The 18804-nt window shown below is 62.8% G+C and carries 18 protein-coding genes; 11 read left to right on the top strand and 7 right to left on the bottom strand.

From position 1 onward, the window contains the following. Positions 1 to 68: 68 nt before the first annotated feature. Positions 69 to 1334: an iron-containing alcohol dehydrogenase gene (locus OYT13_RS18640; protein WP_017233932.1), complete on the bottom strand. Its 1266-nt coding sequence runs from the start codon at positions 1332 to 1334 to the stop codon at positions 69 to 71. After that, positions 1331 to 2092: an alpha/beta fold hydrolase gene (locus tag OYT13_RS18635; protein ID WP_083902299.1), complete on the bottom strand. Its 762-nt coding sequence runs from the start codon at positions 2090 to 2092 to the stop codon at positions 1331 to 1333. Before OYT13_RS18635 ends, OYT13_RS18640 begins: the two co-directional genes overlap by 4 nt. A gap of 314 nt (positions 2093 to 2406) precedes the next feature. On the opposite strand from OYT13_RS18635, the gene OYT13_RS18630 reads away from it, so the two are divergent. Then, the gene (locus OYT13_RS18630) at positions 2407 to 3042 is read left to right on the top strand and encodes a GntR family transcriptional regulator (protein ID WP_017233930.1); all 636 of its coding nucleotides are present in this window, start codon (positions 2407 to 2409) and stop codon (positions 3040 to 3042) included. Positions 3043 to 3100: 58 nt separating this feature from the next. On the opposite strand, the gene catC is transcribed toward OYT13_RS18630, so the two are convergent. From catC to OYT13_RS18610, 4 genes are all read right to left on the bottom strand, one after another. Beyond that, entirely contained in the window at positions 3101 to 3376 is a 276-nt protein-coding gene (gene catC / locus OYT13_RS18625) for a muconolactone Delta-isomerase (protein WP_017233929.1), read from the bottom strand. 116 nt (positions 3377 to 3492) lie between these two features. Continuing rightward, complete coding sequence (gene pcaD / locus OYT13_RS18620) at positions 3493 to 4329, bottom strand: 3-oxoadipate enol-lactonase (protein ID WP_261938089.1); 837 nt, start codon at positions 4327 to 4329, stop codon at positions 3493 to 3495. A 154-nt stretch (positions 4330 to 4483) separates the two neighbouring features. Continuing rightward, a complete protein-coding gene (locus OYT13_RS18615) occupies positions 4484 to 5629 on the bottom strand; it encodes a muconate/chloromuconate family cycloisomerase (protein WP_268566787.1) in 1146 nt (381 codons plus the stop codon). Positions 5630 to 5734: 105 nt separating this feature from the next. After that, entirely contained in the window at positions 5735 to 6661 is a 927-nt protein-coding gene (locus tag OYT13_RS18610) for a LysR family transcriptional regulator (protein ID WP_026131948.1), read from the bottom strand. Positions 6662 to 6843: 182 nt separating this feature from the next. Here OYT13_RS18610 and catA point away from each other — a divergent pair, with 182 nt between their 5' ends. The 10 genes from catA to OYT13_RS18560 all read left to right on the top strand — a co-directional run bounded on the left by catA (position 6844) and on the right by OYT13_RS18560 (position 17759). Then, on the top strand, positions 6844 to 7779 hold the full coding sequence (gene catA / locus OYT13_RS18605) for a catechol 1,2-dioxygenase (protein ID WP_017233925.1): 936 nt from the start codon (positions 6844 to 6846) through the stop codon (positions 7777 to 7779). A 107-nt stretch (positions 7780 to 7886) separates the two neighbouring features. Continuing rightward, entirely contained in the window at positions 7887 to 9245 is a 1359-nt protein-coding gene (locus tag OYT13_RS18600; protein WP_268566786.1) for a Rieske 2Fe-2S domain-containing protein, read from the top strand. Further along, complete coding sequence (gene benB / locus OYT13_RS18595) at positions 9242 to 9730, top strand: benzoate 1,2-dioxygenase small subunit (RefSeq protein ID WP_017233923.1); 489 nt, start codon at positions 9242 to 9244, stop codon at positions 9728 to 9730. Before OYT13_RS18600 ends, benB begins: the two co-directional genes overlap by 4 nt. Positions 9731 to 9770: 40 nt before the next feature. Continuing rightward, on the top strand, positions 9771 to 10793 hold the full coding sequence (gene benC / locus OYT13_RS18590) for a benzoate 1,2-dioxygenase electron transfer component BenC (protein WP_268566785.1): 1023 nt from the start codon (positions 9771 to 9773) through the stop codon (positions 10791 to 10793). Next, positions 10790 to 11563 (top strand): benzoate diol dehydrogenase BenD, encoded by a 774-nt coding sequence (benD, locus tag OYT13_RS18585; RefSeq protein WP_017233921.1) that lies wholly within the window; start codon positions 10790 to 10792, stop codon positions 11561 to 11563. The genes benC and benD overlap by 4 nt, the downstream gene beginning before the upstream one ends. Positions 11564 to 11735: 172 nt before the next feature. Next, complete coding sequence (locus OYT13_RS18580) at positions 11736 to 12698, top strand: AraC family transcriptional regulator (RefSeq protein WP_268566784.1); 963 nt, start codon at positions 11736 to 11738, stop codon at positions 12696 to 12698. A gap of 201 nt (positions 12699 to 12899) precedes the next feature. Beyond that, positions 12900 to 14363: a benzaldehyde dehydrogenase gene (locus OYT13_RS18575; RefSeq protein ID WP_268566783.1), complete on the top strand. Its 1464-nt coding sequence runs from the start codon at positions 12900 to 12902 to the stop codon at positions 14361 to 14363. An 81-nt stretch (positions 14364 to 14444) separates the two neighbouring features. Continuing rightward, positions 14445 to 16175 (top strand): GMC family oxidoreductase, encoded by a 1731-nt coding sequence (locus OYT13_RS18570; protein WP_268566782.1) that lies wholly within the window; start codon positions 14445 to 14447, stop codon positions 16173 to 16175. 63 nt (positions 16176 to 16238) lie between these two features. Further along, positions 16239 to 17183, top strand: coding sequence for a transporter (locus OYT13_RS18565; RefSeq protein ID WP_268566781.1), 945 nt, complete (start codon positions 16239 to 16241; stop codon positions 17181 to 17183). A 117-nt stretch (positions 17184 to 17300) separates the two neighbouring features. Then, entirely contained in the window at positions 17301 to 17759 is a 459-nt protein-coding gene (locus tag OYT13_RS18560) for a YaiI/YqxD family protein (RefSeq protein ID WP_017233919.1), read from the top strand. 31 nt (positions 17760 to 17790) lie between these two features. Here the strand turns inward: OYT13_RS18560 and OYT13_RS18555 are convergent, their stop codons facing one another. Further along, the gene (locus tag OYT13_RS18555; RefSeq protein WP_026131947.1) at positions 17791 to 18663 is read right to left on the bottom strand and encodes a LysR family transcriptional regulator; all 873 of its coding nucleotides are present in this window, start codon (positions 18661 to 18663) and stop codon (positions 17791 to 17793) included. Positions 18664 to 18804 lie beyond the last annotated feature (141 nt).

Here is an 18804-nt window from a genome sequence, read left to right as displayed (position 1 = left end):
AAGAGGCCGGTAGGCCCGGCCGAATTCTAGTGGTGTCTTTGCGTCGCTACAGCGCCGGGCAGAAAGGCTCAGTCTGCGGCGAGTCTCGCTGTCGTCTCGTCTTGAAGACGGTTATGCCACGCGTTATTGATAATGTCCGCATAGCTGTCTTCAATATTCCCAACCGGGAACGCTTTCGCCAACCGAGTCACGCCAAGCGAATCGGTGAGCAATTCCTGTAGCGATGTCCGCGTGACGCCAAACGCGTTGAGATCGGTGGGAATCCCAAGCTTGCCGACCAGTTCGCGTAATTGGTGCGGTAATGCGCGCACCGCCTGGACTTCGTCGGCCGTCTGAATGCCGAACATTCGGGCGACCTCCAGAAGTTCGGCATGTCGGGACTCGCGCAGGGCGTCGATGACATAGGGCAAGACAACGGCATTCGTCGCCCCGTGGGATTGGTGCGTCAGAGCGGCGACGCCGTAAGCAATGCCATGCACCGCATTCAGCCCTGCGCTGCCGTAGGACATCGCCGCATAGACGCTCGCATAGCACATGCCGACCCGTGCCTCGACATCGTGTCCGTCCTGATAGGAACGAAGCAGATACTGGGCGCAAAGCCGGATGGATTCGCGCGCAAACATCATGGTCAAGCCGCTGCGACCGCTATAGCCCGGGTCGACGTTGCCGCCTCGCTCGAACCGGCTTGAGTCAAGGGTGACAAACGACTCGAGCGCATGCGTCAGGGCGTCGATGCCGGATTCCGCCGTGACTTTGGGCGGGCAGGTGAAGGTGAGTTCGGGGTCGATGGCGGCGATGACCGGGCGAAGCCGATTGTCCATCACGGCGGTCTTGATACCGGTGGACGTGTCGAACAGAATGGTGCCGGGGGTCAGCTCAGAGCCCGTGCCCGCCGTCGTGGGCACCGAGACGTGGTCGATGACCGGTGCATCGCTCGTGATGCCGGCACTGAAGTCGCGAATGGGCCGCCCTGCAGTCAGGGTGACGCACAGCGCCTTGGCCAGATCGATGTTGCTGCCGCCGCCCAGGGAAACGATGTGGTCGGGCAGATGACCGTCAAGATGGACGCGCAGTTCGGCCGTCGCACGGTCGCACAGGTCGGTCGTGGGGTCGGGTTGGCCGCCCGCAAAGACATCGACGTGAATACCGAGGCGTTCGCAGGCGCTCACGTAGTCGTTCACCCAAGGGGTTCGATCCGAAAAGAAGCGATCGGTGACGAGCAATCCTCGCCGATAGCCGATGCGCTGCAAAAGATGGGGAAGCTTTTGACGGTAGCCACGCTCGATGATCAGTCGGGAGGGGGCACAAAAGTGGATGCAATCGTCAAGCCTCATGAATTTGTCTCCGGGGTGCTCGGGCATCGGGATGCCGTGCTGTATTGCGTGAGAAAGTGGCGCATGGCGACGCAGACCGCTTGCGTGTTCTGCGTCAGGATCGAGTGGCGCGCGCCCGGAATCACTTGCAGCGTTGCGCAGCGAATTCCCTCTCGCACGCGATGTGCGTGCTCGATGGGACAGTCTTCGTCGTCGCTGCCGTGGATAAGCAGCGTGGGCACGTCGACGTGCACCAGATGCCGGAGGTGGGACATCCGCTTCAGCGCATTCCATGTCCACGACACAGTGAGCGGATCCGCCGCGTGCGTCAGACCCAAGCGCATTTGCCTGTGCCGAATTTCGTTGAGTAGGGCGGTCTGTTCGGATGCCTTGAACCAGGCAACCTCGTCCAACTGCGCGGTGCCGGACAACAGCACAATGGCCGCCGGCGGGTGATGACGTGCCGTGCCGTTCGCCAACTGCGCCATCAACTCGAGGATGACCGATACCCCCATGCTCCAGCCGGCCAGCGCATAAGGACGAGCGCCGACTTCCTGTTCAATCGACAGGCTGGCAATCCGCGCGAAGTTGTCGGCGCTGCATGCCTTTGGCCCGCTTGGCGATTCGGCGTCGCCGCGACCGGGCATGTTGGGCAAGACGAAATGGAATGCGTCTCCCAATGCGGTCGCGACAGGAATCCAGGAGTCGCTCGTGCCTTGAATGCCATGCAGGGCGACGACCGGAAAGCCCTCGGGCATTCCCACATGGCGAATATCCATCGCGTGCCCCTTCTGTTAGTAATATATTAGTTGATTAATAATAGCATGTTAGTTTGTGAAAACAAGTCGTCGACAACGAGGGAAAACTCGGGGGGGTAGGCGAGGGGCGAGCAAAAATGGTGAGGTGATGTGGCACTGCGCACCGCAGACGTACAGCGCGCGGCGCGCCGTCGAAGCCTTGAGAGCAGGTGATATACAATTAATATTTGCTCTGAAGCATCGACCCAATGGCGACAAAAAAAGCGACGCAACGCACGGGGAAACCAGTGCCCCATGTCCCGGATGACGCACGGGAAGCCATCCCGCGAGGTCGCATGGTCGATATGGCTTACGAGTGGATTGAAGAGGCGATCGTGACGCTGCGGCTCGCGCCGGGGTCGACCTTGTCGGAACTGCAACTGAGCGAGATGACGGGCTTCGGCCGAACGCCGATCCGGGAGGCCGTGCAGCGACTGGCCCGCGAGCATTTGATCGTGGTGTTGCCGCAACGAGGGTTACTCATCCCGCCGATGGACGTCGCCAAGCAACTGCGCTTGCTGGAGACGCGACGTGAGGTGGAGCGCTTGATTGCGCGAAGCGCAGCAAAGAAGGCGACGGCCGAACAGCGCGAGCATTTCACGCGTCTGGCGAAGGCATTCAAGAGTTCGGCCCGCAGCGGCAAGGATGTGGAGTTCGTGCGCGCTGACCGCGAGTTCAACGAATTGTGCCTCGTGGCCGCGCGCAACGAGTTCGCCGAGGGCGCGATGCGTTTGTTGCACGGACTGGCGCGTCGCTTCTGGTACTACCACTACAAGGAAGCGGCCGATTTGCCCACCATGGCACGCCTGCATGCGGAAGTCGCGGAAGCGATTGCCGCGGGCGAAGTGAAGCGCGCAGGCGACGCCCTCGATGCGCTGTTGGACAATATCGAGGCATTCACGCGAGCCACGGTGCTGGGCGAGCGAGCCTAGTGGCGGAATTTCCCCTGGCTTGTCCGACGAAGGCGGCGACAGGCGCGCCGCCCCAAACTCAAATCGCCGACGGGTGGCGCGCCAGCGGCGTCACCGAGATGTCCATGTACGGAAACAGGGGCAACTGGCTCAGCAGCGTGTGCAGCTCGTCGTTGCTCTCGACATCGAAGATGCTGTAGTTGGCATATTCCCCGACCACGCGCCAGATGCTGGGCCACTTTCCCGAGCGTTGCAACGATTGCGAATACTCTTTTTCCGCCGCCTTGATACGCGCAGCCTCTTCCGCCGGCACCGTATCGGGAATCCGAACGATCATATGAACCAGATACAGCATTTCACTCTCCTTGAAGCGCGGGCGAAGTGCCCTTGACAGTCACAGGTGGGGCCACGCCACGACGACTGTGATATGAATCGCGCGGAGATCGGTTGCGACCTCCGATGCGCCTCGCGTCAGGCAAGCGCCCTGGCGAGGAACTGGACCAGCGCGGCCTCGAACTGCGCCGGCGCCTCGATGTTCGACAGATGCGAGGCCGGCACCGACACCACTGTCGATCCGGCGATGGCGCGTTGCATCGCCTGCGCATCGGCCGCCGTCGTCACCGGGTCGAACTCGCCGGCGATCAACAGTGTCGGTACCTTGATCGCCGAGATCTCGTCTCTGAGGTCAGAGGTCGCCAGGGCGTCGCAGCACGACGCGTAGCCTTCCGGCGCAAGCGCCGCAATCCCGGCCTGCGCGAGCGCCACGCGCGCCGGCTCGCGCGCGATGAAGCCCTCGGTAAACCAGCGCGACGGCGAGGATGCGGCCAACGCCGCCATCGCAGCTTTTCCATCTGTACGGACCTGCGTGGCGCGGGTCGTCCACCCCTCGATCGTCCCGATCCTGGCGGCGCTGTTGCACACCGCAATCGCGTTGAAGCGCGTTGGCGCATGCAGACCCAGCCACAAGCCCGTATGCCCGCCCATCGATACGCCGCAGAAGCTCGCGCGAGGCACGTCCAGCGCGTCGAGCAGCGCGACGACGTCATCGCCCAACTGGTCGAACGTATAAGGCCCCTGCGTGACGATGCTGCCGCCGTGTCCTCTCGTGTCGTAGCGCACGACACGGAAGTCGCGCGCCAAACCCGGCACCTGCGCGTCCCACATCTCCAGCGTCGTGCCGAGCGAGTTGCTCAGCACCAGCACCGGCGCGGATACCGGGCCGGAAATCGCGACGCGAAAGCGGCCGTTTCTCGTTTCGATATACGTGTCGCCGGGCGTTTCAATCGCCGTGTCGAGGATGGCGGACATACGGTGTCTCTCTCAGGTCGGCGGGAATGGCGGCACGTGCGTGCCGCCATTCGGTGCGCCATGGGGTTTGGATGGAAGGCGATGGGCATGCACCCGTGTCGTTCGGCGCAACACCCGGCGGGCCGCAGTGCGCAGGTCGCTCGCGGAACCTGGCCTATCGCGCGCCAGTGACGACGCGCTGCGTGTCGCGACGATAGTGGGCGAGCTTGTCCTCGTCGATCGTGACGCCCAGGCCCACGCCGGTGGGCAGGTGCAGCGCGAACTCGCGGTAGGTCGGCCGCTCGACGACGATATCGTCCTTGAGCAACAGCGGCCCGAACAGCTCGGTACCCCAGGCGAGTTGACGAAGCGTGCAGAAGCAGTGCGCCGCCGCGATCGAGCCGATCGTGCCTTCGAGCATGGTGCCGCCATAGAGCGCGACACCCGCGGCATCGCCAACGGCGGCGGCACGCAGCGTGCCGTAAAGACCGCCAGCCTTGGCGATCTTCAGAGCGAACACATCGGCACAACCGCCGCGCACGAGTTCAATGGCGTCCTCGGCACCGAGGATCGCTTCGTCGGCCATGATCGGCACGACAAAGCGAGCCGCCAGTCGTGCCAGGCCGGCGCGCTGGTCGCGTGGGATCGGTTGCTCGATCAGGTCGACGCCGGCGGCTTCGAGCGCGGCGATGCCCGTGGCCGCTTCCGCTTCGTTCCATGCCTGATTGACGTCCACCGTGACCCGCGCACGGTCGCCCAGGGCGCGCTTGATCGCGGCAACGTGGGCCACGTCATCGCTTACGGCCCGCCGCCCGATCTTGAGCTTGAAGGTGTTGTGACGGCGCTCGGCCAGCAGGCGCTCAGCCTCGTCGATGTCGCGTGTGGTATCGCCACTGGCCAGCGTCCAAAGCGTCGGGAGCGTTTCGCGCACCGCGCCGCCCAGGAGCGTGACGAGCGGCACGTCAAGACGCTTCGCCTGGGCATCGAGCAAGGCCGTTTCCAGCGCAGACTTGGCGAAGCGATTGCCGCGCGCGACCTTGTCCAGGCGCACCATGGCCGCGTGCACATTGGTGGCGTCGACCTCGCTCAATGCGGGCGCAAGATAGGTGTCGATCGCGAGCTTGATGCCCTCCGGGCTTTCCTCGCCGTAGGACAACCCACCGATCGTGGTGGCCTCCCCGATGCCTTCGATGCCGTCGCTGCAACGCAGCCTGACGATCACCAGTGTTTGCTTCTGCATCGTCGTCATCGCGAGCTGGTGCGCGCGAATGGTCGGCAGGTCGACCAGAATGGCCTCGATGGAGCTGACGGTTGGTTTCATACCCGGGAGATACAGTTGGACAGTGAATCGCAGTATGCAAGCCGCGTTATGTCGCTGTCCAAGACCGATGGCGTCTTGTTCAATACCTGCCGGGTATGGTGTCGATTAGGGTGAGCCGAGGTCCGAGGGCGGGAGGTGCTCCATGTTCCCCTCGACGTAGAGGTCGTAGATCAATTCGAGCATGGCGCGAATATCGGGCGACTCGTCGAGCAATCGCATGCTCAGGATAATCGGCGATACAAGATTGGGATCGTCGAGTTCCTTATAGGCGATGTCGTCGCGTTTGAGGCCATTGACGCTCTGCGGCACGATGGCGATGCCTTCGCCAGCCGCGACAAGCCCGAGCGCAATCTGCAACTCCCGTGTCTCGTAGATGCGCTCCGGCTTGAGCGCACGATCGTGGAAGGCTGCAAGCACCTGATCGGCATAGCTCGGGCGAGGGGCTTGGGGAAAAATGATCAGCGTTTCCGACACGAGGTCGTGCAGCGACAGAACTGGCTTGGTCTCGATCAACGGATGGCCGAGCGGCAGGGCGACGATCATGCGTTCCTCGCGCAGCACCACGCGACGAATGCTCGGGTCTTCGTGACGAATGCGGCCGAAGCCGACATCGATGCGGCCTTCCTTGAGCGCCTGGATCTGATCCATTGTCGACATCTCGTGCAGACTCAGTGCAACCGTGCTGTTCTCCCCGCGAAAACGCCGGATGATCTTCGGCAGCATGCCGTAGAGCGTCGAGCCGACAAAACCGACCGACAGGCTGCGATCGATCTTGCCCACGCGCCGCGTCATCGATTCGAGTTCGGAGGTTTGCGCGAGCAACTGCACCGCGTGCGAATAAAAAAAGCGCCCCGTGTCGGTCAGTTTGAGCGGACGCGAGTCGCGCTCGAACAGTTGAACGCCGAGCAACTCCTCGAGTTGCTGAATCTGGCGACTGAGCGGCGGCTGTGCGATATGCAGCCGTGCGGCGGCGCGCGTGAAGTTGCGTTCTTCAGCAACCGCCACGAAGTAGCGCATATGGCGCAACTCAATATTCATTTCATACCTTTCAGATATCGCGCCGATACTAAATCAGTGTTGGACGGTGCTATACCCCGTCATTATCCTGACTTCATGCTCTGCATCAGTGCTCGATTATACCTATCGCGTATGGACGACGAATGCTTGGTGCACGGGTTAACCCCAGCAAAATTCGAATAGAGGTAGGAGAAGACATGAGCGTGAAAGTATTCGACACGAGCGAAGTGCAAGCGCTGTTGAGCGCCGCTGCCAATCTCGGAAATCCGACCGGCGATACGCGCACCAAGCAAATCGTACATCGCTTGCTGAGCGACCTTTTCAAAGCGATCGACGACCTCGATATTACGCCGGATGAAATCTGGGCCGGCGTCAACTATTTCAACAAACTGGGCCAGGATGGCGAGGCGGCACTGTTGGCCGCCGGCCTCGGCCTCGAGAAGTATCTCGACGTGCGCATGGACGCCGAGGACCGGGCCGCCGAGATTGAAGGCGGCACGCCGCGCACCATCGAAGGCCCGCTCTACGTCGCTGGTGCGCCGCTGCGCGACGCGGTGTCGAAGATCGACCTCGATGCAGATGCCGACGCTGGCCCGCTGGTGATTCGCGGCAAGGTGACCGGCCCTGACGGTCAACCGGTGGCGGGCGCTGTCGTCGAGTGCTGGCATGCCAACTCGAACGGCTTCTATTCACACTTCGATCCGACGGGCGCGCAATCGCCGTTCAATTTGCGCGGCGCCGTGCGCACCGATGCGCAAGGCAAGTACGAATTCCGCACGCTGATGCCGGTGGGCTACGGTTGTCCGCCGCAAGGCGCCACGCAGCAACTGCTCGACGCGCTGGCCCGACACGGCAACCGTCCGGCGCACGTGCACTTCTTCGTGACCAGCGAACAGCATCGCAAGCTCACGACGCAAATCAACATCGAGGGCGATCCGCTGATCTGGGACGACTTCGCCTATGCCACGCGCGAGGACCTGATCCCGCACGTGGTCGAGAAGACCGGCGGCGCTACGCTCGGCCTGAAAGCGGACGACTACAAGGAAATCGAATTCGATATCCAGTTGAGCCCGCTCACGCATGGCAAGGACAACCAGATCGTCCATCGCCTGCGCGCTTCGGCGGCGGCATAACCGCCCGCCACGGCGGCGGCGCCAGTGCGCAGCCGCCCATCTCATCGTTCCACCTTTGATACCGACGCGATCGCTCCCCGGTGGGAGCACGCGCGGGGAGAGCCCCCATGTCCTCCATCACCCAAACCCGCTCGCCACTGGATGCGCTGCTCGATACGGCCGTTCAGGACGACAAGCAGGCCGGCGTCTTCCGCTGCCGTCGCGACATTTTTACCAATGCCGAGTTGTTCGAACTCGAGATGAAGCACATCTTCGAGAGCAATTGGGTCTATCTGGCCCATGAAAGCCAGATCCCGAACAACAACGATTACTACACGACGTGGATCGGTCGCCAGCCCGTGGTCGTCACGCGCGACAAGAACGGTGAGCTGCACGCGGTCATCAATGCCTGCGCGCACAAGGGGGCCATGCTGTGCCGTCGCAAGCACGGCAACAAGGGCAGCTTCACATGCCCGTTCCACGGCTGGACGTTCTCCAACACCGGCAAGCTGCTCAAGGTGAAGGAAGAGAAGACCACGCAGTATCCGGTGCAATTCAATACGCACGGCTCGCATGACCTGCGCAAGGTCGCGCGCTTCGAGAGCTATCGCGGTTTCCTGTTCGGCAGCCTGAACCCCGATTCGATGCCGCTCGCGGACTATCTCGGCGAGACCCGCGTGATCATCGACCAGATCGTCGATCAGGCGCCGCAAGGGCTGGAAGTCGTGCGCGGCAATTCCTCGTACGTCTACGACGGCAACTGGAAGATGCAGATGGAGAACGGCTGCGACGGCTATCACGTCAGTACCGTTCACTGGAACTACGCGGCGACGATGGGCCGACGCAAGGAGGAGGGCACGAAAGCCGTCGACGCCAACAGCTGGAGCAAGTCGGTGGCAGGTGTCTACGGCTTCGAGCACGGGCACATTCTGTTGTGGACCAACACGATGAATCCGGAAGTTCGCCCGGTCTACGCGCATCGTGACGAAATCAAGGCTCGCGTCGGCGACGTCAAGGCCGATTTCATCGTCAACCAGACGCGCAACCTCTGCCTCTACCCGAACGTGTTCCTGATGGACCAGTTCAGCACGCAGATTCGCGTGGTACGCCCGCTCAGCGTGGACAAGACGGAAGTTTCGATCTTCTGCTTTGCGCCGAAGGGAGAAAGTGCCGAAGTGCGCGCCCACCGCATCCGCCAGTACGAGGATTTTTTCAACGTCACGGGCATGGGCACGGCCGACGACCTGGAAGAATTCCGTGCCTGCCAGGCGGGGTATGCCGGTACCACGGCGCTGTGGAACGACCTGTCTCGCGGTGCGCCGCTGTGGATTGAAGGGCCGGACGACAACGCCCGCAAGATGGGCCTGACACCGCGCCTGTCCGGCGAGCGCAGCGAAGACGAAGGATTGTTCGTCTGCCAGCACGAATACTGGGTCGAAGTGATGCGCGACGCCCTGAAGAAAGAACAGACGGAGGCCACGGCATGAACTTCGATTACGCAACGATTTGCGCCACGCTGTATCGCGAAGCCCGTCTGCTCGACGACCGTCAGTGGGACGAGTGGCTGGCGTGCTATGCCAACGACGTCACGTACTGGATGCCGGCGTGGGACGACGACGATCGCCTGACCGACGACCCCCAGAGCCAGATCTCGCTGATGTACTACGCGGACCGTGGGGGATTGGAGGATCGCGTGTTCCGCATCAAGACCGAGCGTAGCAGCGCCTCGATGCCGGAGCCCCGCACCGCGCATACCGTCGCGAATGTGGAAGTGCTGGCGCAACGCGACGACGAAGTCGACGTGCGCTACAACTTCAGCACGCTCAGCCATCGTTACAAGGCGACCGATCAATTCTTCGGCACGATGTTCGTCACGTTGCGCCACGACGGCGATGCGCTGTTGATCGCCAAGAAGAAGATCGTTTTGAAGAACGACTATATCCGTCAGGTACTCGACGTTTATCACGTTTGACGTTGACTATCGCATCAGGACTGGCAGTCGAGGAGGCTATATGTCCAGCTACAACGTAGCGCTCAATTTTGAAGACGGGGTGACCCGCTTCGTCGAATGCAAGGCCGGCGAGAAGGTGCTCGACGCCGCCTTCCGCGCCAAGATCAATCTGCCGATGGATTGCTCCGACGGTGTGTGCGGCACTTGCAAGTGCCGTGCCGAGAGCGGCAGTTACGACATGGGCGACGACTACATTGAAGACGCCCTGAGCGCGGACGAGAAGGACAGTGGCCTCGTCCTCACATGCCAGATGGTGCCGCAGAGCGACTGCGTGATTGCCGTGCCGGCGTCGTCAACGGCGTGCAAGACGGAGCAGAGCCGATTCGCCGCGACCGTCACCAAAGTCGAGACGCACAACGACGCGGCGGTCGTGCTCGAACTCGATGCGGGCGCCGCCGCGCCCGTATTCCTGCCCGGCCAGTACGTCAACATCGATGTACCTGGCAGCGGTGTGCGTCGCTCGTATTCGTTCTCGTCCGCGCCGGGCGAATCGCGCATCGGATTCCTCATCAAGAAGATTCCGGGCGGGGCCATGAGTTCGTGGCTCGATCATGCGCAACCCGGTAATGCGCTCGAGATGACCGGCCCGCTCGGTAGCTTCTATCTGCGCGCCGTCGAGCGCCCGTTGCTGTTCCTCGCGGGCGGCACGGGGCTGGCGCCGTTCCTGTCGATGCTCGAAGTCCTCGCGCGCACGTCGTCGCAACAGCGCGTGCATCTGATCTACGGCGTGACGCGTGATCTCGATCTGGTCCAGGTTGAGGCGATCGAGGCCTACACAGCCAAGCTGCCGAATTTCACCTTTGCCACGGTGGTGGCGGACGCCGAATCGGAACACCCGCGCAAGGGCTGGGTGACGCAACACATCCCGGCGGAGGCGCTCAACGATGGCAACGTCGACGTGTATTTGTGCGGGCCGCCGCCCATGGTCGATGCCGTGCGCAAATACTTCGATGACAACGGCGTGAGGCCCAAAAGCTTCCATTACGAGAAATTCACGCCCAACGTCGCAATGGTGGACGCATGACAACGCAACGATTTGCCGGCAAGGTCATGGTCGTGACCGGTGCGGCGCAAGGCATCGGTCGGGGAGTCGCGCTGCGCGCGTCGGCCGAAGGGGCGAGGGTGGTCTTCGTGGATCGTGCCGAATTCGTCGCCGAGGTCGCGGCCGAAGCGGTCGGCGAGTCGGCCGGCTTCGTGGCCGATCTCGAGACCTACGAAGGTGCCGCCGCAGCCATGGCGTTCGCCAACGAGCGCTTCGGGGGCATCGACATTTTGATCAACGGCGTGGGCGGGGCGATTCGTATGCGTCCGTTCGCCGAGTTCGAGCCGGCGCAGATCGACGCGGAGATTCGCCGCTCGCTGATGCCAACGCTCTATACCTGCCACGCGGTGCTGCCGTACCTGCTCAAGCGTGGTGGCGGCACGATCGTCAACGTCTCGTCGAATGCGACTCGGGGTATTCGACGCGTGCCTTACTCCGCAGCGAAGGGCGGGGTGAACGCCATCACGCAATCGCTGGCGATGGAATACGCCGAGCACAATATTCGCGTCGCGGCGACTGCGCCGGGAGGCACCACGGCGCCGCCCCGTCGGATTCCACGTAACGCCGCGGGCGACAGCGAACAAGAGATCGCCTGGATGAACGAGGCGGTCGCGCAGGTGACCGAATCGACGTTCTTCAAACGTTACGGCACCCTCGACGAGCAAGTCGCGCCCATTCTTTTCCTGGCCTCCGACGAAGCCGGATACATCACCGGTACGGTCTTGCCGGTCGCCGGCGGCGATACGGGCTGAGGCCGGGCGCAGCGGGATCGGGAGATCCGGCTCGCAGCACGCGGTCCCGACGCCGCGCTCGTCGTATACCCGAGTTCACGCGGAAATTGCACAGGAATGCCTTTTAATTAAGGAATGTGTGCACTATATTGCACAAAAACCTAATCGCGTGACCCGGGTTTGAGGAGTCGGTATGGCCGTGGATTTGGCAACGCTGCATGGCCCGTCGCAGGTTTTGCAGGGCTCGCAGGCATCGTGTGCGCAAGACATGACGTTCTCGCATTGGCGGGACGTCTTGGAGAAGAGCTACGGGTTGCATTGCGAAACCCGTCCCGGCCATCGCTGCGAGGTCGATCTGGACGCGCGCGATGTCGGCGAGATCCGCATCGCCGAGGTGCGCATGAGCGGGCAGACGATTTCGCCGCGCTGCCGCATGGAGCCGGCCGAGGATCAGGTGTACATCAAGCTGGTCCTGGGCGGGGTGGCCATGTTCGAGCAGAACGGCGAGCGACACCTCGTGACGCCCGACAGCCTGATCGTCATCGACCCGGGACGCCCGTTCGTCGAGTGCGTCGATGCGTCGACGCGCATGATCGTCGTGACCTGCCCGAAGTCTGCACTGCGCGAGCGCGGGTACATCAGTCATTTCAAACATTGGGTGGCACCTGACATGGCCTCGCCGGACGTACGCGTCGTGCAGGATATGGTGCGGCTGATTGCGTCGAGCCGGCATGGGCTGCGAGACAGCACCCGAGAGATGCTGGGGACGCAGTTGCTCGATCTCGTCGAGGTGCTGACCCGCGTCGGCACCGGCACGCCAATCAGCCACACGGCGGCAGCACGGTTTCGCGTCAAACGCTTTATCGCTCAGCACCTGGGGGACGAGAGGCTCGACGCAACGGCCATCGCCAACGGCGTGCGTCTGTCCGTGAGCTATCTGAATCGTCTGTTTCGCGAGGAAGACACGACGCTCATGCGATACCTCTGGGCGCAGCGCGTCGAGCGCGCTTACCCGTTGCTCGAAACCTCCCGGCGCGATGGCCTTCGCGTGGAAGAAATTGCGTGGCGCTGCGGTTTTTCGAGCCCTGCGCACTTCAGCCGTCTGTTCCGTCAGCGCTACGGCATGACGCCGCGTGAATTGCGCGAGCGTGTCTAGCCGCGCCGACGCGTTCCGCGTCAGCGCTGCCTTGCCGGCAAGCTGATGCGTTGCAGCACGCAAGAGGATCGTCGCAGACAAGAAATCGTCGAATCCTGGATAACAACCGTCGACCGAGTTCACTCATCATAGGCACGCCAACGCATCAAGTCCTGAGCGTTGGCAACGTGCCAAAAAACATAAGAGAACTCGGAGACGAACATGACGCAAGCCGCGAGCCCTGCCGGCTGGCAGGGCAAATTATTTCTTGGCGAATGGGTGACGGGCAGGGGCGGCACGGCCGCCGTGCTCGAACCCGCCACCGGCAATGTGCTCGGCGAGATCGGTGTTGCGATCGCCGCGGACGTGGTGGCGGCGGCCCTGCGTGCGCAGCAGGCGCAACGCGCCTGGGAGGCGTTGCCGTTCGACAAGCGTGCGGCGGTGCTGCACGAGGCGGCTCGACTGCTCAAGGCGCGCTCCGCACAGTTCATCGACTGGAATGTGCGTGAGTGCGGCTCGATCGTGCCCAAGGCGCAGTGGGAGCTGGACGCCACTTACGAGCAACTTCTGATGTCGGCGGCGCTGCCCATGCAACCCAACGGGTTGTTGTTCCCGTCGGCGATGCCCGGGCGCACCAATGCCTGGCGTCGCGTGCCGATCGGCGTCGTCGGCGTGATTGCGCCGTGGAATTTCCCCTTGCTGCTGGCGATGCGATCCGTCGCGCCGGCGCTGGCCCTGGGCAACGCCGTCATTCTGAAGCCCGACCCGCAAAGTGCGATCACCGGCGGCGCGTTGATTGCCGATCTGTTTGCCGACGCCGGCTTGCCGGCGGGCGTGCTGCAGGTACTGCCCGGTGCCGCCGAGGCGGGGGACGCCCTGGTTCGCCACCCGGGCGTCGACATGATCTCCTTCACCGGTTCGACGGCCGTGGGTCGCCAGATCGGCGAAATTTGCGGCCGCATGCTCAAGAAGACCGCGCTTGAACTGGGCGGCAACAATCCGCTGATCGTTCTGGCTGATGCCGATCTCGACAAGGCGGCATCGTCCGCCGCCTGGGGAGCATTCCTGCATCAGGGACAGATCTGCATGCAGGCGGGGCGCCATCTCGTGCATCGCAGCGTTGCACAGGCCTACATCGACAAACTGGCCGCGCGTGCCAAGCGTCTCGCGGTGGGCAACCCGGCGACCGAGCCAGTACATATCGGGCCGTTGATCAATGCGCGTCAAGCCGAGCGGGTCGAGCGCATCGTGGCGGAATCAGTCAGCGCCGGGGCCGTTATCGCCGCCGGTGGCAAGCGTCGCGACAACTACTTCGAGCCGACCGTGCTCGCCAACGTCACCGCCGGGATGTCGGCGTTCAAGGAAGAAATTTTCGGGCCGGTCGCACCGGTCACGATCTTCGACACGATCGACGAGGCGATTGCCCTGGTTCACGCCAGCGAGTATGGCCTGGCCGCCGCCGTGCATTCCGCTTCCATGACAAACGCGATGGCGGTCGCGCGGCGTTTGCGTAGCGGCATGGTGCATATCAACGATCAGACGGTCAACAACGAGTTCCATGTGCCGTTCGGCGGGATGGGAGCGTCGGGGAACGGCGGCCGATTCGGCGGGCCGGCCAATATCGACGAGTTCACCAAGACGCAGTGGATCAGTGCGATCGACGCACCGATCGAGTATCCGTTCTGACCGTTTGCGAATGCAGCACAGTGCCGCCGTCGCGCCGACGCAGCGCGCCGCGCAGGAATAAGACAAAGTAAGGAGACAACCATGTACGACCAAGACAATCGCGACGCCGCGTGCGACGTCGATCTCACGAGCGCCGAAGACGCGCTCATGCGGGGCCGCATGTCGCGCCGTAACTTCATGCGGATCGCGGCGGCGGCAGGGCTGTCCGCGGCGGCCGCGACCAGCTTTGCGGAGCAGGCCGGCCGCGCGGTGGCGGTGCAGCGTCGCAACACACGGGCGCTCAAGGTCAGCTACGACTACGTGATCGTGGGCGCGGGCTCGGCGGGCTGCGTGGTCGCCTCACGTCTGAGCGAAGACCCGAGCGTGAGCGTCCTGCTGATCGAGGCGGGCGGCTGGAACGACACGAAGAGCGTCGAAGATCCGGCCCAATGGCCCACCAACATCGGTACGACGCGCAGCTATGTGTATCCGTACACGGATGCGCGGCACTGTAACGGCCGCACGATCCCGTTGCCGATGGGGCGGGGGATCGGGGGCGGCAGCGCGATCAACGTGATGGTCTGGGCGCGTGGGCACAAGGCCAACTACGACGAGTGGGCCGACATCACCGGGGATGCCGGCTGGAACTACGACTCGGTGCTCTCGATCTATCGACGCATCGAAGACTGGCAGGGACCCGCGTCACCGTGGCGTGGCAAAGGTGGCGAAGTCTATGTCGACAAACTGTCCGGGACCAACCCGATTGCGCCGGCCATGGTCGCGGCCGCCGCGAAGATCGGCATTCCGGCCACCGATGACCTGAACGGCAAGACGATGGAGTCGGACGGCGGCTGCGGCATCGCGCAGGCGTTGATCAAGGACGGACGCCGACACACGATTGCGGCCGCGTACCTGCATCCCGCGTTGTCGCGTCCCAATTTGACCGTGCTCACCGATGCCAACGTCGTCGGCCTGGACATGGTGGGCGATCGCGCGAAGGTCGTGCGCTTCGTGCAAGCTGGTGTCGCGCGGCGCGTCGAGGCCGGCAAGGAAATCGTACTGTCGGCCGGCACGGTCGGCACCCCGAAGCTGCTGATACTCTCCGGTATCGGGGACCCCGCCGAGTTGCATGCGCTGGGCATTCCCACGCGCGTGAAGTCGCCGAACGTGGGCAAGAACTTGCGGGATCACATTCTGCTGGGCGGATGCGTGTGGGAGTACAAGGACGCACAGCCGCCGCGCAACAACCTTGCCGAGTGCACGCTGTTCTGGAAGAGCGATTCCCGTCTGCGGGCGCCCGACCTGCAGCCGTTCCAGATCGAAGTCCCGTTCGTGACCGACACCACGGGCAAGCAGTTCGCGGTGCCGAAAAATGCCTGGACACTGGCGCCAGGCCTGGTTCAACCGAAAAGCCGCGGCAGCGTGAAGTTGGTATCGAGCGACTATCGGCAGATGGCCGTCGCCAATCCGAACTATCTGGCCGAGCCCGAGGACATGACGGCGCTGATGCGCTGTGTCGAGCTTTGCCGCGAAATTGGCAATTCGCCCGAGATGGCCGAGTTCGTCAAGCGTGAAGTCATGCCGGGACGTTTGGGCGGTGCCGCGATGGAAGACTTCATTCGCAACGCGACCGGCACGTACTTCCACCTGGTCGGGACTTGCGCCATGGGCAGCGATCCGTCGAGCGTCGTCGACGCAAACCTGCGCGTGCGCGGGGTGAGAGGGCTGCGAATTGCGGACGCCTCAGTGATGCCCAACCTGACGACCGGCAATACGATGGCCCCCAGCGTCATCATCGGCGAGCGACTCGCGCAACTCGTCAAAGCCGCCTGACGACCGTCCACAACCCGGTCGATCGCCAAGCGTCGACGGGGAGATGCATAAGGAAAAGATAAAATGATTCGTAATACTAATTTAATGAAAAGCGGAAAATCCGCAGAAACCGCGGGTCGGACGTCGGTTGGGCGTGGTGGGTGGGGCAAGTGGGGGCGAGTGTTCGCCGCGCTGGCCGTGGCGGGGGCGGTGCCGTCGGCGCATGCCGTCGTGGAGACGGATCCGGGGGATTATGTCCCCTTGCCGGCGGGCACCAACCTGGCGATTCTCTACTATCAGCATGCGTATCGCACCAGCCTCTACAGCAGCGGCAATCGCCTGGATACTCCGTTCAAGCTCTCCACGGACGTCGCCCTTGCTCGCTATGTGCATTACTTCGACGTGGCAGGTTTTCGCGCGAACGTGCAAGCGATCCTGCCGTTCGCGAGCGTGCGCCTGCAGGCGCCGGTGGCATCGAGCGCGAATGGCGTGGGCGACCCGATGCTCGGTGCTGTCGTCTGGATGTTGAACCATCCCGATACGCAGCGCGCACTGGCGCTGAGCGCATTCGTGAGCCTTCCTGCCGGCAGTTACGACGCCAGCAGGGGATCGATCAATGTGGGCGAAAACCGCTGGAAGGGCGTTTTCCAGCTGACATACACGCAGCCGATTGCCAGCCGATTGTATTTGGATGTGACAGGCGAATATGCCGTGTACGGAAAAAACAACGATTTTGCTGGCCTCAACTATCAGCAGAAGGCGAGCTACGAGGTGCAGACGCACTTGCGCTACGTCGTGACGCCGCGGACGACGCTGGGCCTGAGCTACTACCAGACGATGGGGGGGCGTAGCACGCTGGGCGGTGTCGATCAGAACAACCGCATCAATACCGGGCGTTACTTGGTGACGTTGGCACACTTCGTCACGCCGACTTGGCAGCTCCAGGGACAAGTGGGCCAGGATCTGCACGTGTCCAACGGACCCAAGGAGAATTTCCGCGTCAATTTGCGTCTGGTGAAGGTGTTCTGACACCGGGCGGCCCGCGACGTGGTCGTGTCCGGGAACAACAGTCACGATGCTGCGCATGGGAAGGCCGACGGTTGGCATATGATGGAAGGCCTTTGACTCCCCTGGAACGACCTTTCCATGCAAGTTTTTGTCGACGCTGACGCCTGCCCCTTTGCCATCAAGGAGATATTGTTCCGGGCCGCGCGACGTGAGGAGGTGCGGGTGACGCTAATCGCGAATCAATTCCTGCGCACGCCGCCGTCACCGTTCATCAAGGCGATTCAGGTGCCGGCAGGCTTTGATGTGGCCGATGCCCGCATCGTCGAACTTGTCGTCCTGGGCGATCTGGTGATTACCGCGGACATCCCGCTTGCCGCCTTGGTGCTCGACAAAGGGGGCTTGGCGCTCGATCCACGCGGGAATTGGTTCACGCGTGAAAACATCGAGGAACGACTGAGCATGCGCGACATGATGGATCAACTGCGCAATGCGGGCATCGAGACCGGCGGTCCTGCTCCCTTCAGCGCGCGCGACAGTCAATCGTTCGCCGGGCAACTCGATCGCTTCCTCGCCCGTCATCGCGCGTCGCGCCGGTAAGCGGTCCGCGCCGGAACGCGCCAAAACGGGCTTACTCCGCTTCCGAACTCGCCCGCAACAGTTCGCCAAACCGAGTGTTGCACCATTGCATCACGTCGTTGGGCTCTCGCCCAAAACGCCAGAGCATGCGCACGGGGAGTTGCGGCAGGCCGAGGTCGTCGCAGCGCAGTTCGTGAAGTTCATCGTACTTCGCAATGTCGATCGGCAGCACGGCCCAGCCGAGTTTGTCGAGCACCATGCTGGCGATCAGGTATGAACTGTCCGCCCGCCAGATTGACGGGCTCAATTGCCACGGTGTGAAATCGTCCATCTGCAGCAGAATCTGGCGGTACTTGGCCAAATCGCCGCGCGTGACCTGATCGCGGTAAGCGAGCGGATGATCGCCAGCGACAAATACGCCTTGCACGGCCGACCCAACATATTTGTGTCCCAGCGCCAACGAGATCGCGCCACGATCCACGTGAAAGCCAATGTCGGCGCGCTGCTTCTCCACATACTCGGCCACTTCCGTCGAGGTCCCGTTGAGTATCGTCAGCTCCAAATAAGCGAACTGGTACGCAAGATCGCGGACCAGTTCGCTCACGACTTGATACGGCAACGCTTCGTCGATTGCCAGCGACAATTGCGGCTGCTCGCCGAACGCCAGCGCATTCGCCCGATGGTTCAAGCCCTCCGCCTGACGCAGCAACTCCTTCGCCTCGAGCAACATCACCTCCCCCTGCGCGGTGAGTCTCGCGTTGCGACGGCTACGGTCGAATAGTTCAAATCCCAAATCGGCCTCGAGCAGCGAAATCGCCGAACTCAACGCCGACTGGGCTTTGCCGAGTCTTCGGGCGGCAGCCGATATCGATCCTTCCTCCGCGGCAGCCACAAAGTAGCGCAATTGCTCTATTGTCCAGTTCATTCATCCATTTTATCGATAGGTTCCAACTTTTTCTAACAGAAATTTCGCGGCAGAATCGCGATTCTCCAATGTAGGACGCCAAATTGAATCGCCAACATAGGCGAGGCGGCAGACGACCGGATCTTCCGGTCCGGTGGTCTC

Source organism: Pandoraea sp. XJJ-1, from assembly GCF_026802345.1.
Lineage (GTDB): Bacteria > Pseudomonadota > Gammaproteobacteria > Burkholderiales > Burkholderiaceae > Pandoraea > Pandoraea cepalis.
The sequence above is the reverse complement of the archived record's forward strand: the minus strand, read 5'-3'. Positions and strand labels throughout refer to the sequence as shown.